This is a genomic window from Ekhidna sp. (genome assembly GCF_039960695.1).
Classification (GTDB): domain Bacteria; phylum Bacteroidota; class Bacteroidia; order Cytophagales; family Cyclobacteriaceae; genus Ekhidna.
In genome coordinates this window covers 252,195-265,836 of sequence record NZ_JBDVKP010000011.1, presented here as the reverse complement: position 1 = coordinate 265,836, position 13,642 = coordinate 252,195, and the positions used below count along the sequence as shown (strand labels likewise).

The window sequence follows — 13,642 nt, the reverse complement described above, 5'->3', positions numbered from 1 at the left end:
TTGTCAATCCTTATCTAAGTTTATTCTAATCATGTTTAAGGCAGCAATCGCGCTGTATTTGATATTGATCTCTCTGTTTCTGATAAAACGGAATTTCTTTGCAACCGATTTATTCTTGTCAGAGTAGCCAATCCAGACCGTCCCTACAGGTTTTTCCTCACTTCCACCATCCGGCCCGGCTATACCACTAACAGAAATACCAACATCTGCTTTTAGCGATTTCCTTATATTTTCAGCCAAAGCTAAAACAACAGCCTCACTGACAGCCCCTTCTGCATCAAGGATTTTTTGATCTACTGCCAATAAATCTCTTTTCAGGTCATTGGAGTATGGAATCATCGAACCTCTGAACCACCCGGAACTTCCAGGCACAGAAGTAACCACATGCGATAAGTAACCACCCGTACAACTTTCTGCTATAGCAAGTGTTTGGCTCTTTTCTCTTAAAATTCTACCAATGGCTTCTGGCACTTCTTCATCATCAAATCCGTATACATACTTTTCAATAAGTGGGAGTACTTGATCGATTAGATTCTGAATTTGCTTTTTTGTCTGGGCACTATCATTATCTGTTGTAAGCCTAAGCTTTACAGCTCCCAATGTAGGTAAATATGCCAGTTTAATTTCTTCAGGAAGTTTATTCTCCCAATCCTTAATAATTTCTGCCAACTTCGATTCACCGATACCAATTGTTCGAATCATTCGATGATAGATTCCGTCCTCAACAAATTGCTTTTTCAGTCTCGGTAAAACAGTTTCTTTCATCATGTGCTTCATTTCGAAAGGCACGCCTGGCATGGAAACAATTACCTTATCATTTGAATCGAACCACATTCCTGAAGCGGTCCCAATGGGGTTTTTAATTGCCGTACAGTTGGCTGGTAAATCGGCCTGCTGCTCATTCGATTCATTCATTTCCCAGCCAGCTTTTTCGAAGATCGCTTTAATGTTTGCAAATGCTTCTTCGTTTCTCACCAGTTGTGTGCCGAAGTATTCCGCTAGGCAAGGCTTAGTCAAGTCGTCACTTGTAGGCCCGAGACCGCCAGTAATCAAAACTATATCAGCGTTTTTTTCAGCTTCCTGGAGGTTGTATAAAATGGTTTCTCTGGCATCGCTGATGGTAACTTTTTTTAATACTCGGACACCAAGGTTGTCAAGTTCACCACTTATCCAATGAGAGTTTGTGTCTAAGGTCTGACCATATAAAATTTCGTCACCGATAGATATAATAATTGCTTTCGCAGGCATGCTTTTTGGGGTATTTCTGTGAATAAAAAATTCACCTTATTATTTAGGCCTCAAAAATAAGATTTACAAGTGAAGGCGAGACATTAATCGCAATCAATTGTTAGCTAAGACTCACAAGAAACTGTATAATTGGAGGATTATTTATTTTCGCATAAATTCATCATTATGCTCACTGAACTACAGATTGATAAATTAGAACGTTTTTTCTATGTTCTCGACTATGACCGCAATGGAATTATAGAAAAGGAAGACTTTATTGGTATTGCCGAAAATCTCTGCATTTTATGGCGAATTAAGGAGGGCGAAGAGAAATATGATCAGATTCTGACACGATTTGAAGAAGAGTGGAATCAGTTCAATCTTTTTGTAAACAATAATACCGGAAAGGCTAATTGGGATCATTGGTTACATTTTGCAGAGCAGGTGATTGTTAATGGTGATGAGGCTATTTTTAGCGAATATGTAGATGAATTCGTTGGCGAAATTTTTGACAATTTTGATGCTGATAACGATGGATATATAGATCTGGATGAGTACATCGATTTATTGGTTGGCTATCGCATAGAGGTTCGGTTTGCTGCGAAATCTTTCAGGAAGTTAGATCGTAATCATGATGATTTGATCAGTCGTGGTGAGCTGATAAGTGCGGTAAAAGAGTTTTTCAGAAGCGAAGATCCTGATGCTCCCGGAAATTGGCTATTCGGACGAGGTGTCCTTTCCGACTAGCGGAATATTATCCGTATTGATCTTCACTTTCACTTTGCCTTTTGTCATTAGTTCTCTGAGCAGTCGCTCAAGCGGGAAAATCATAAAAGCGATTGAAGCATCGAGTAAGAAATCAACTACTGGTGTACTCTTAAAGCTAAAGAGTGATCCTATCGCGCTTTGTAGGAATTCAATAATCAATACCAACGTTAAAAGAGTCAGCCCACTTCTCAACAACCTGTTTTTTGAACTGTCCTGATTTAGCTTGGTGGAGAAATACACCAGTCCACCAAAAAAGAGTATCTGAATGGCGTAAAACCAGGGTGTTTGCCAATAAGGTGGTTTAACTGAAAAATACAGAACTTCTTCCTGCTCAATTCTTCCAAATGCATCTCGGGCTCTTACATTTAGTGCGTAGCTCCCCTCAGGTAAAAAGCTAAAGTCTATGGATTTGCTTCTCGTCCAATCCGACCAATCGTTATGAAGACCTTCAAGTTTGTATTGAAATTCCGGGTTCAGTAATCCCAAGAAATCAGGTTTAGAAAGTTCAATGCTTAAGAAATTTTCATCATAGCTCAAAGTAAATTTTTCGGATTGATTCAGGTCCCCACTTTCGTTTGAAACGCGTTTTAAGAAAAAATCAAATGTTTCCATTCCACCTTTTTTAGACGGATCATACTTTAAGATATCGTTGTTCTGTGTGACTAACCAAAGCTGATTCGAGGATTGATCAACGGAAATAGCTCGAAGATCCGGGAAAAGGCCAAGATACTCCAACGTCTCGATTGAACCATCTTGCTTAAGATGAGACCACACTTTGCCATTAAACACCCAAACCCCTTTCTCCACTGGATCAAAAAGGTGATGAATAGGCTGACCAATACCCATTTTCAAATCTATATTTTCAGCTACTTTATTTGAAGAAGGATCATAGTAAAAGTAACCCTGAGAATTAATGAAGTAAAGGGTGTCATTTCTATTAAGAATATTTACTTCATCAAGAAATATGTTGTTTAATTGAAACTTCTCATCAATACTAAATGTGGAATCCGTTGAAGTTGTTTTATAAATAGATCCTGAACCAGCCATCCACATATTTCCCAAGTCATCTTCGCGCATACTCACGATGATGTCATTCATTGCAGTGCTATTTTGTTCAATCCAAATCTCTTCGTCAAGATGGTATAGCTTTATTTCTAAATTTGATGTGCTAATGACTAGTTGATCTTGACTGTTCACCATAAAAGATCTAACACTTTCGGGAATAATAATTTGAGCGCCTTCCTTAGTCAATTCATAGATTCCAGTGGTACTTACTCCAAGCAGTTTGTTTTTATAGGGTATGACTGAAATAAACTTGCCATTAGCTCCATTTACTTGTCTGAATGTGTAGCTAATATCTAATGGAACCTTCCTTACACGCCGTACGTACTTTGCATTCTTGTCTCGCTTACCCTTTATGCTCTCTACATTCTTGTCATCATCAAATATGTCTGCAATGGCATTGAACAATCCTTTCTTCTTTTTATTCTGATCCGAACTTTCAGCACGACTTTTCTTTCCAAATAGGCGTTTCAATAAAGGCTTTTCTTCCTCGGGTTTTGGAGCTGGTTTCCTGGCAGCTTTCTTATTTTTTCGCTGCACTTCATAGTATACTTTATTTTCAAATAGCGTATCGCTATCGAAGTAGAATAAACCAAGACTCGTGGTAACCCAAAGATCATCACCATAGTTAGAAACACTGGTCAGGTTGCCATTAAGTCCCAAGAAGTGGGAATAGCTATACGCTGGGAACAGAGGAGCCACTTGGGTAATTCCAAATTGATGTGCTGCCCAGATACCGTTGGAGTTGTCAGTATGTATGGTGTAGACTTCATTGTCAGGAAGACCCGCATAATAGTCAGTTACTTCTGCATATTCGGAATCGCGCTCATTAAATAAGATCAAACCATTCTCGTAGGTCGCACAAACAAAAAGAGAGTCATTTAGCCATTGAATCTCTTTTACTTCTACCCCCATTTCTTCAAGGGATCTGTTCTGCTGTAGCTTTTTAAATTCAAAATCTTGATAGATATAAATCTGTTGATCAAAACCGACCGCTAAATCTGGTTTGCCTGCCCTTCTGCTGGAATAGGCTACTTTTTTAGCTGGATTAATTACTGTTAAGGAATCATTGATTATGTAGGTTTTATCTTCCGTGTTTACCAACATTTCATGATCTAACTCATAAATATTGATGAACTGCCCGTGATGACGGATGGTCTCTCTCTTTGCTATATCATAAACAACGAGATTATTACTCCCCATAAAATAAACCTTACCTCTCAGGTATCGCGTCTCTAGAAATAAATCATCAAGTGTGTCATTTGCTAAAATAGGTTTGTATTGGATTTTCCGATTATGAAAGTCAATCATCCCAATACTACCTATGCAGCCGACATATACTACATCAGTAGAATCAACCGCAATGGATAGGGCAGCTGATGGTGTTTTGTAAAAATCCCATGCCTCACCGTCGTATTTCAATACACCAGAACGATTCGCAATACATAGCCTTCCATAGCTGTCGCTCGTGATTTCGAAGTTCGAATTATCTATATTAGAATGTCGGGGAAAGTGATGAGTCAGTAGAAAGTCACCCTTTTGTGCAATGGTTATTGATATGACAAGACAAAAAAAGGCGGCGAGTGAATGTCTCATGCTCCGAAATTAATCGAAGTAAATTGAAAAAGGTCATAAACTATATTATCAAATCAGTAGCAGGCTTTGTATTGCTGTTCAATGTGCTCGCATTGGTTTGGGTAATTATTTATTCAATGATACCAATCCCAATTACTAAGCTGATGCTTTTGGAAGGAAAGTCAAAAGAAGTCAAATACGAATGGCGGGATCTGGAAGATATATCAGGAAGACTACAACTTGCTGTTATGTGTGCAGAAGATCAGTATTTCTTGCTGCATCAAGGGTTGGATTTTCGATCGATAAAGAAAGCTGAAGAGGCAAACAGGCGTGGTGGAAACGTGCGAGGGGCAAGTACAATTACGCAGCAGGTAGCTAAGAACGTTTTTCTCTGGCCCGATCGAACATGGATCCGAAAAGCTAGTGAGTTGTACTTTACACTTCTTATTGAGATGGTATGGAGCAAAGAAAAGATCATGGAAGTATACCTCAATGTCGCCGAATTGGGTGATGGAATTTTTGGTGCAGAAGCAGCCTCTCAGATATATTTCAATAAATCAGCCGCAGATTTAAATGTCACACAAGCAGCTAGATTGGCCGCCATTCTTCCAAGCCCCAAAAGGTATTCAGCAAAGGCTCCCGGTCCATACGTTCAAAGACGAGTGGAATGGATAAAAAAGCAAATGTGGTATTGGGGTTATGAAATGACCTATGATCGGGAGTTTGTAAAAAAGATGGTTCAATAATTACCTCAAGAGCAAATGCTTCTCATAAGTCTCATTTCCAATTTTTGCCTTCAAAATATACAGTCCACGTTGCAGATGTGTAAGATCAATGACTTCTTCTGGAGTAGCTACGCTTAATATTTTCTTGCCATCCATGCTATATAACCTGAGTTCCTTAATTGGATCATTCGACTCAATGTTGATCCTTCCTTCTGAAGGATTCGGATAGATGTTGAAATTATTATCATCCTCTAAGGCCAATGGAGGGATGAAGTCCAACACGAGGGTATCAGTACTTTGGCACCCGGAGGTGCCAGTTACTACTAGTACAATTTCATAACGTTCATGGTCCAAAAAGAATGTAGGCTGAGATGAAGTCTCAGTTAGCAACCCGTTGATATACCACATATAGCTTTCTAATTCATCTTCAGTTGCTACCGATAAATCTACTTTGTTCTTTTGGCCTATTTCAGAAACCGTGTGGAAAATATCGAAAGTGAATGTTTGATCAGTAATATTGACTTCAATAGGTAACCCAGGCAGACCGTCGTCCAAATTAACAACGTAGACTTGACTATATGCGTTTGTACGCAATTTTGTGCCTTTCTTGATAAGCGTGATCAACTCTGGATCTTCGTAAAAGCCAAAGTAGGTACCATTTCCAGGTTGGATTTCCACCTCTTCACCAAAACAAGAATTGAGATCATCATGTGAGGCGTACGGAGAGGTACTTATCAATAGTTGTTTTTGCAGGGTTATTATGCAAGCATCTGAGCTTGTGATATCAAGTGTTACATCAAGTAAACCTTCTTCTGCTGCGACAGAAATAGTATTTGTAGTGCCTGCAGGTGATCCGTTCACTGTCCATGCGACAACAGATTCGTCAGCTATATCAACGGCTTCTATGAAAATTTGATGATTTCCCGATGTGGTATCAGGGCTATGCTTAATTTGACCAGGCACTTCTAGTACGTCAATAGTCAAAGGAACTTTTGAACTCTCAAACGAACCATAAATACCACTTACAAAAACGGTAGTATCAAAATCGATGGATTGAAGGGTTATACTTGTTCCGCTAGCAGCAGGCGAAGAGCTACCTTCGAAGGTGTAAAGGTGTATTTTTTCAGCGGATGGCTCTTCAATAATAGCATCTTCTCCAGGGCAAATGACAATATCTGCAAGTGTAGGTGTAGACGGACGGTTGGCTACAACCAGCTCTTTAATCACTTCATCTATGCATCCCAGGGCATTTTCAACCTCAAGTGTAATGGAGTAAGTACCAGGCTCTGAAAAGGAAAGTGTGGGGTTTTGAATCGAAGAAGAAGTGCCTTGATCGAAATCCCAACTCCACGAAATAGGCTCCAGACTCATATCTATGAATTGAACCACATTTGTAGTCGGGTTATCCAAGTATAAGGTGTCTGTTGACATCTCGAAATCAGCGATATCATTGAACAATTTTACTCTTATTTCGAAAACATCTGATGGATAATTGTTGTCGATATTTTTCACATAGAATAGCGTGTCTTTGTTGATTATTCCTGGGTTAAGACTTGTTGCAGTTGTTATTAAGTTCTGCGCCAAAGCGTCCTCGTAAAACTCATACATCACTCCGTCACTTGGGTCAATGGATAGAGTGGATCCAGCGCACACCGAAAACGTTTCAAGTACTCTTGGTTTGAGTAGAATTGCATTTAGTTGATTTTGGGCATTGTTTAATGCTGTCTCAAGATTGATTTGAGAATTTGAAACTGCGTAAATCACATTGATGAATTCCTCTGAATATGCGTCTAACTGGTTGATTGTAACTCCATTGATCGTGGATACATCGTTTCCAGCTCCAGAGCTCCCAGCAATTAGAATTTCTTGATTAACCAAGAATTCAAACTTATCTGCGTCACTGAAGATGCTATTTATATCTTGGATATTACCATTAAAGGCTGCCATATCAAGCGCACTGTACTCATATGCATTTCCACCGATTACTTGTATACCGGTAAATAAATTACCACTGGCATTACGAGTAAACATGTAATGATCAACTGCGTCATACGCTGCATAATTTGTTGTTTTATCCTCTAAATCCCAATCTGCGAAGATGCCAAACGATAGGTTAGTTATAGGTGAGGCTGAATTGTTGACAATTCGATATCTGATGATAAGATAGTCCTCATTTTCCCAGGTCATATTGGACTGCTCAATTATAAGAGGTCTGTTGATGTCCGTAAATTCTGAATATCCAAAATGATCAGCTGCCTGATGATGATATAGCTTGTAAAACTGTTTGACCACAAAATCCTGATTGCGTGCATTACTGCTATAGTTGGCTATGATATTATCAGAAACTTCGGAGGAGTTGGTGGCCAATAGAAGTCCAGTGTAAGTCATCAACGTATCTAGTTGATATCTGAACCCAGAACCTTCGAACGGATCATATGTATTAAAACCTAAATCACCATCTCCACTGATTGTTAAGGATAGGTTATTATTTCCGAAGTTTGCATAATCAGGCGAGGTTGTCACCTCGAGAAACTGAAAGTCATTATAGCCGGTTGATGAATAGTCAAGACGAATTTCAATATCAGTCTCAGGAACAATATTTTCATCTAATAACACATCAAAAGAAATTTGTCTTGTATCTAGCGTACTCATATATCCAGGTTGAAAGCTACCATTTGAGATAGTGAAATCGTTATTGGGTGATGAAATTGTAATCATCGGAGAGTTGATAGCTGTCAGATGATTCGTGAGTGTAGCAGTCACCTGAACAGTATCGCCAAAAAAGACACTTTCTCCGAAGCTGGAAGTAAGAGAGGGGTTTTCTGCCCGAAGAGATTTAATGTTTGATTCACTGACTGCTCGTAGAACATTAAGTCTTCCTTTTCCCAATTTACCTTCATACACGGAATTACTTCCAATGTCATAGATATCATCGGCAGTGACTCTAACGCGTTCCATGATCTGAACTGCGGATAGCGTAGGATATTGATCTTTAACCAGCGCAGCAGCGGCTGCTACCTGCGGTGATGCATAAGATGTTCCGGGTCCTCCATTGGTATATCCATTGCCATTAACCGTGGAGTACATAGAGACGCCGGGAGCAACTAGATCTACCGAATGATTAAAAGAAGAACCAGAAGATTTGTTATCATTTTCGTCCGTAGCACCTACAGAGAGCACATTATCATAGCTTGCAGGATACCACTTATTCTCTTCCGTCGTTTTTCCACCTTCATTTCCTGCAGCAGCCACCAAAACTAAATTGTGATCCAGTGCTGCGTAGTTGATTATATCTTGTTCAGATTGGAGCGGTTGTCCCATCCTTCCCCACGAGAGGTTCACCACATCGAATCCATTTTCAGCTGCATAAATGATCGCATCATATAACCCACCACTTTGCCCGTTGGCAGATTTGAACCCTTTCAATGCAGCAACTTTAGTGTTGTATCCAACGCCTGCAATTCCAATTGTATTATTGGTCGTAGCTCCCGCAATTCCTGCCACAATCATTCCATGATTGCCATTTTGAATGGAAGGGTCAGTATCAATATCAGCGAAATCATATCCATAGTAGTCGTCTATGTAGCCATTATCGTCATTGTCTGTTCCATCTATTGGATCATCAGCGTTTATCCATAGATTGGTCACAATGTCTTCATGATCCAGATCAATTCCAGAATCTATAATTCCAATAGTGATATCATCATCACCTTTTGTTATGTCCCAAGCATCGTAAACTTTGATATTGTCTAGGTAAAATTGATTAGAAATTAATGCATCAGACGGTGTGAATAGAGGAGAATAATGAACGATTGGATCAGCATAAACTAGGTCTGGTGATGTTCGTCTCAGCTCATTGCAAAAACTTATCGGGTCCATCCCTTTTGGAACTTTCAGTTTTAACACATTGGAGAGAATTGATTTTTTTAGGGTGAGTTTTTTAGCTGATTGCTTCAGATTAAGCGAAGAGCCGTCTTTGTATTTCACATAAATCCACTGATCATCGAGCTGATTATTAAAATCTGTGGCTAGAAGCATTTTAGGTGTTTGTCCATAACAGACAAACCCTAAAACCGAAAACATAAGTATGTAAAAAAAACGTTTCACTAAGTCACTCTCAATTTCCTTATAGCCTTCGCTGCTGCTTTTGGCCAGAATCTTTTCAAATAGATTCCCATTTTCTCTTTCAATCCTCCAATATATACCTGCTGTCTGTTTGATTCGATTGCTTTAATAATCAATCGGGCACACTTTTTTGGTGACATTCCTTTTTCTTGTCCAGGATCCATTTTGTTTTGCTGGCTACCATCACCAACAAGCGCATTGTAGGATATGTTAGTCTTAATATATCCTGGCAGTACAATGGTAACCTTTATGTTGTCTGTATGATGCTCCGCTCGTAGCGCATCATAGAATCCATGTAAGGCATGTTTAGATGCTCCATATCCTGATCTGAATGGTGTATTTATAATACCTACTGTGGAAGTTACTATGACATGATGCCCCTTCTTGCGCTCAACCATTCTGGGTAGCAATTTTTTCGTTAATGTTATCGATCCAAAATAGTTGACTTCCATCAGTCTTCTATCAACCTTTAAACTGGTATTTAAAATGGTGTCTCTTTGACTAATTCCTCCATTATTGATCAATATGTCTACGTCACCGAAAATTGTATTGGCTTCTTTAGCACGTTGTTTAAGCGAGAAGCTGTCCTCTAAATCTAAGGTTAATGTTGCTACAGTTTCTGACTCGCAACTCGAGCTGACTCGATCTAGTTCTTCTTGCCTGCGAGCAGAGATAATGAGTTTAGCACCTTTTTCAGCAAGCTGATAGGCTAGTTGTTCACCAATGCCTGAGCTAGCACCTGTAAGCCAAACTACACTATTCTTTATTTTGGTCATTCTTCGATTTATTGTTTTCTACAAATACGTAAATACTGTATACTCCGACAGCAGTGCCAAATGGAAAACTAAAAATTGAAACACATCCTGCTATTAATGCGATAATGATCCCCCAGTTTCGATTTTGAAGTAATCCTATTCCAGCGATAATGGATGGTAGCGCGGAAAAAACAAGAAGAAGAATAAATATGGTACGAATGATAGATTCTACAAATAGTAAGATATCCTCAGCATCATTGCCAACGTCATTAGCTATTTCTTCAGCGATGAAAGGGAATAACATAGTGATGAAACTGCCAATAAAGATGAATGCGACTGCAATGAGTGAACCATATACGAGGTGTATGATTCCTAAGGTTCTTTTGTGTGATTGAATGTCCATGTGCTTATTATTTTTTAGAATATACAACGAAATCAAATGAATATTTGTGTCTATCGTCCGAAGGGTGTTGTTTTCTTGAAGTTTCTATCCACTCTGATTTATTGAAGACTGGAAAGGTGACCTGACCACTAAAAGCTTCATTGATCTCTGTAAGGTAGATTTGATCAGCGTATTCAAGTCCCATCCTGTAAATCTCGCCACCACCAATTATAAACGCTTCCGTTTCCCCATTTTGCTTGGCTATTTCTAACGCATTTTCTAATGATTCAACGACTTTTTCTCCTTTTGCTATATAATCAGCTTGTCTCGTTATTATAATATTTGTTCTACCTGGTAGCGGTTGAAAAGAGTCGGGAAGTGATTCCCAGTTTTTTCTACCCATTATCACATGATGACCTTTGGTGGTATCTTTAAAGTACTTAAAGTCATCAGGGAGGTGCCAAGGAATATCGTTATCCTTTCCAATCACTCGGTTACTTCCCATTGCTGCTATCATTGAAATGATCATAAATCCACTTTTGCTTGTTGCCTCGTAATTAGATTAAAATTAATCATGGCGATGTTTATAGTGCTAACCCTTTTCATTTTCATTTCTATTGTCGGGAATATTTTTATTTCATGTGTGAAGGACAATGACTACAGGGACTGGATCAGTTGGTCTATTTTGATTGGCCCGCTGAGTTGGCCATGGCAATGGTACTCAGAAAAAGAAGGCTCTAATCAGTAAACTGATAACCACGCAGAAAATCTTGAACGGGCATTCTTCTCTTACCTTCCAGCTGAAGGTCCAAAATATTAAGTGTGCCGCTCTTTGTGTTTACACGCAAATAGCTTTTGCCATCGGAGTAGAATTCACCTGAAGGTTTATTAGTGCCAATTTCGGATTTACTCACTTCATATATTTTAACCGTTTTGCCCTGCAGTTCTGACCATGCTGCTGGATATGGCGAGAGCCCTCTTATGAAGTTATATATATCATTTGATGATTGTTCCCAGTCGATCTGACAATCTTCTTTGAAAATCTTAGGAGCTGAATTTAGCTCCTGATTAGTTGCTTGTGGAAGCTGTGGATAATCATCTTTGGCGATTGCCTGAACAGTTTTCAGGACTAAGTCGGCCCCTTTTTTCATGAGTCTTATGTAGAGACTTCCAACATTATCTGTCGGGTGAATTGGCTCACTCTCTTGAAATATGATTTCTCCTGTATCAATTTCATGCTTTAAAAAAAATGTGGTTATGCCTGTTTCCGTTTCACCATTCATAATTGCCCAGTTGATTGGAGCAGCACCCCGATATTGGGGGAGAAGTGAGGCATGCAAGTTGAAAGTGCCTAAACGAGGCATGTCCCAGACCGCAGTAGGAAGCATGCGAAAGGCAACTACAATTTGTAGATCAGCCTTATAGTCTTTCAGCTCCTTCAGAAATTCTGGGGACTTCAAATTAGTCGGTTGCAATACGGGTAGCCGGGCTTCAAGTGCATATTCCTTGACCGCAGATATGCCAAGTTTTTTACCTCTGCCTTTGGGCTTGTCCGGAGCTGTAATTACTGCAACCACACGCACTTGATTCTCCAAAAGCTTTTTTAAACTTGCAGCAGCAAAATCAGGTGTACCAAGAAATATTATTCGAAGATCTTTGCTCATATAGATGCAAAGAAACCAAACCTTAAACTAATCTATAAGAGATCTGAGTTTAAGAGAGAATGATTTTTCTGCTCCATCTTGTTTCACAACCAAATCAACAGTTTCTCCTTCCATTTTCAACATTTTCTTAACCTCTGCAAGATTAATCTCCTGCATGGTTTTCCCATTGATTTTGATCAATTCACTATCTACTTTGATGCCTGCTTCAGCTGCTGGACTATCTTCAAAAACCTGATGGATTAAAACCTTGTCATTACTTTTTGATAATTGGACGTCTATTCCACTGCAATTAACTTTGAAGTTTGCATCGTACGTATGGTCTTTTTCCAGGTAAAGCATTTTTGTGCCATAATCGAGTGTAAAATTGTACATTCTCAAAATTTGTGAGCCGATAATACCTGATACTTTTTTGTCTGCCTGAATGCCTGATTCGGCAGCACTTATTCCAATCGGTAGGTCTTCAATCGTCTGATTTCCAAATTTGAATGACTTTACATGTCCTTCATAATGAGGTGTTTCATAATCACCCAATCCTTTGACTAAGTATGAGTAGTGCTTTCCGGTTTTGTTTATCACATCCCATTGTTTCGCATATGGGGAATTAAAATCTAAAGTGGTACCTGCGCCAGTCATGACAAAGAAAGTTCCATTATGTGGTTCATCATTGTTTAAAACAACAGTGCCTTTAATCACAGGAATAGACACATGAAGTGTAAACGGGATCGCGTCTCCTCTTTTTGGTGAATTGCTGTGATCGTAGATATTGATCACCATTGTGTCGAAATTTACATAGATGGAATGATGTCTTAAGAGGTCATATCCAATGATACCATCAAGATCCATCCCTAAACTTATCTCCAGATGATCAAGATCTGTAGAATACACCTTGGTATTTTTTTCCATCAAAAAGTGATTGATCGCGATCGTATTGTGCTTTAGCAAATGCCAGGCTGAAGATGCCTGATTCATTTCTATTTCTTTCCCAGTAAGGTTTAATTTTTTGGCTACATCATCATCTATTACGGTGTACCCTGAGCCAGTATCAAATATGAAATCAAGTGGTTCTGAATCATCCACACTGACTTTAATGATGATGTGATCTCCGAAAAGTTCGAAAGGTATACTTGTAATAGGTGCTTGGGCAAAAGTATTGAGTGCAAAAGCAAGTGATAGTAAGTAGGTTAGTTTCTTCATGACATGGTTGTTTTGAAATGACCGGATGAAGTTAAAAAGTTTAGTTGACAAAGCTTGTAAAATGATTACAATATGCTCAAATAAAGATTACTTAGCAGATTATTAATCCTAAGTCTGAATCCTCAATTTCATTTCGTATCTGCATTAACCTTTGAAGAAATGCAG

General features: G+C 39.0%; 10 protein-coding genes. 2 read left to right on the top strand and 8 right to left on the bottom strand.

Annotated elements, in window-relative coordinates; translation table 11 throughout:
* Positions 1-3: 3 nt before the first annotated feature.
* Positions 4-1,248: a competence/damage-inducible protein A gene (locus tag ABJG98_RS07720; protein WP_348278918.1), complete on the bottom strand. Its 1,245-nt coding sequence runs from the start codon at positions 1,246-1,248 to the stop codon at positions 4-6.
* A gap of 165 nt (positions 1,249-1,413) precedes the next feature.
* On the opposite strand from ABJG98_RS07720, the gene ABJG98_RS07715 reads away from it, so the two are divergent.
* Positions 1,414-1,974 carry an EF-hand domain-containing protein gene (locus tag ABJG98_RS07715; protein ID WP_348278917.1) on the top strand — a complete coding sequence of 187 codons (561 nt, stop codon included), beginning with the start codon at positions 1,414-1,416 and terminating at the stop codon, positions 1,972-1,974.
* Here ABJG98_RS07715 and ABJG98_RS07710 read toward each other — a convergent pair.
* Positions 1,945-4,653, bottom strand: a complete 2,709-nt coding sequence (locus ABJG98_RS07710; protein WP_348278916.1) for a triple tyrosine motif-containing protein — start codon at positions 4,651-4,653, stop codon at positions 1,945-1,947. The two genes, ABJG98_RS07715 and ABJG98_RS07710, sit on opposite strands and share 30 nt — an antisense overlap.
* Positions 4,654-4,676: 23 nt before the next feature.
* Here ABJG98_RS07710 and mtgA point away from each other — a divergent pair, with 23 nt between their 5' ends.
* The gene (mtgA, locus tag ABJG98_RS07705; RefSeq protein WP_348278915.1) at positions 4,677-5,378 is read left to right on the top strand and encodes a monofunctional biosynthetic peptidoglycan transglycosylase; all 702 of its coding nucleotides are present in this window, start codon (positions 4,677-4,679) and stop codon (positions 5,376-5,378) included.
* On the opposite strand, the gene ABJG98_RS07700 is transcribed toward mtgA, so the two are convergent.
* From ABJG98_RS07700 to ABJG98_RS07675, 6 genes are all read right to left on the bottom strand, one after another.
* Complete coding sequence (locus ABJG98_RS07700) at positions 5,379-9,395, bottom strand: S8 family serine peptidase (RefSeq protein WP_348278914.1); 4,017 nt, start codon at positions 9,393-9,395, stop codon at positions 5,379-5,381.
* Between the two features lie 68 nt (positions 9,396-9,463).
* Positions 9,464-10,258 (bottom strand): SDR family oxidoreductase, encoded by a 795-nt coding sequence (locus ABJG98_RS07695; RefSeq protein WP_348278913.1) that lies wholly within the window; start codon positions 10,256-10,258, stop codon positions 9,464-9,466.
* On the bottom strand, positions 10,239-10,640 hold the full coding sequence (locus tag ABJG98_RS07690) for a hypothetical protein (RefSeq protein WP_348278912.1): 402 nt from the start codon (positions 10,638-10,640) through the stop codon (positions 10,239-10,241). The genes ABJG98_RS07695 and ABJG98_RS07690 overlap by 20 nt, the downstream gene beginning before the upstream one ends.
* 7 nt (positions 10,641-10,647) lie before the next feature.
* Complete coding sequence (locus tag ABJG98_RS07685) at positions 10,648-11,148, bottom strand: dihydrofolate reductase (RefSeq protein WP_348278911.1); 501 nt, start codon at positions 11,146-11,148, stop codon at positions 10,648-10,650.
* 208 nt (positions 11,149-11,356) lie between these two features.
* Positions 11,357-12,283, bottom strand: coding sequence for a methionyl-tRNA formyltransferase (gene fmt / locus ABJG98_RS07680; RefSeq protein WP_348278910.1), 927 nt, complete (start codon positions 12,281-12,283; stop codon positions 11,357-11,359).
* 27 nt (positions 12,284-12,310) lie between these two features.
* Positions 12,311-13,477, bottom strand: a complete 1,167-nt coding sequence (locus ABJG98_RS07675) for an aspartyl protease family protein (RefSeq protein ID WP_348278909.1) — start codon at positions 13,475-13,477, stop codon at positions 12,311-12,313.
* Positions 13,478-13,642 lie beyond the last annotated feature (165 nt).